Here is a 1,056-nt window from a genome sequence, read left to right as displayed (position 1 = left end):
AGGGGTGGGCGCAAGATGACGCTGCGTCAATCAACTACGGACCCGGACATCCCCGTTGGGGGCCTTGCCTTCTTCGGGAGCGAGGTGCGCTTCGCGCGCGAGCACGCGGGGATGACGCAAACACAGCTCGCGCTGGCCACAGCGTACGACCGCACGTACGTCTCGCACGTCGAGAACGGAAGTCTGCTCGGCTCGGCCCAGTTCGCGGAGTCGTGCGACCGGGTGTTCCAGACCAGCGGCTACTTCGGTCGGCTGGCTGAGCGCATCCGCGAGCGCAACCATCCTGACTGGTTCCTGCCGTACGTCGCGTTGGAGAAGGCAGCGGCATCCGTCTCGGACTACTCGAACACCTTCCTGATGGGCGCGGTCCAGACGCCCGAGTACGCGGAGGCGATCTTCCGCTCCGCATCGCCGCGCAAGAGCGATGACGAGATCAAGGCCCATGTGGAAGCGCGGCTCTCTCGGCGTGAGGTGACGGACCGGAAGTCACCCCCGCACTTCTGGCTGATCATCCACGAGGCCGCGCTGCGGATCCCGGTGGGGAGCCCCAAGATCATGGCGGCACAGCTCGACTACGTACTGGAGCGGGCCTCGGAACCACACTTCACGTTCCAGGTGCTTCCGTTCCGGGCTGGCGCGCCGGCAGCAGAAATCCCTTTCACGCTGCTGTCGCCAACCATGAACGATGAGTCGCCCGTTCTCTACTCCGAGACCACAGGAAAGGGGCACATCAACGACTCGCAGGAGGCCGTGCGGGAGTGGGCAGGTAAGTTTGACCACATGCGCGCTTCCGCCGTTTCGGAAGCGGATTCGCTGCGCCTCATCCACCAGATCCGGAGGGAACACGAATGTACCGATGGGTGAAGTCCAGCTACAGCGGCGGGCAAGCGGGCCAGTGCGTGGAATGGGCCCCTGACCACGCGGCAACCGCCCGAGCCGTCCCGGTCCGCGACAGCAAGGACCCCCACGGCCCCACCCTCACCTTCGAACCCACCGCCTGGGCGGCCTTCATAGCGGGCGTCAAGGCGGGTGAGTTCCAGGGTTGAGGTCCCGTAC

2 protein-coding genes are annotated in these 1,056 nt (G+C 65.7%); both read left to right on the top strand.

All coding sequences use genetic code 11. From position 1 onward, the window contains the following. On the top strand, positions 1-864 hold an 864-nt coding region (locus KUM32_RS40565; protein ID WP_374227616.1), incomplete at its 5' end, for a Scr1 family TA system antitoxin-like transcriptional regulator. Next, complete coding sequence (locus KUM32_RS40560; RefSeq protein WP_187061888.1) at positions 849-1,046, top strand: DUF397 domain-containing protein; 198 nt, start codon at positions 849-851, stop codon at positions 1,044-1,046. The genes KUM32_RS40565 and KUM32_RS40560, both read left to right, overlap by 16 nt. Positions 1,047-1,056 lie beyond the last annotated feature (10 nt).

The organism is Streptomyces sp. AC627_RSS907 (genome assembly GCF_019049165.1).
The sequence above is the reverse complement of the archived record's forward strand: the minus strand, read 5'-3'. Positions and strand labels throughout refer to the sequence as shown.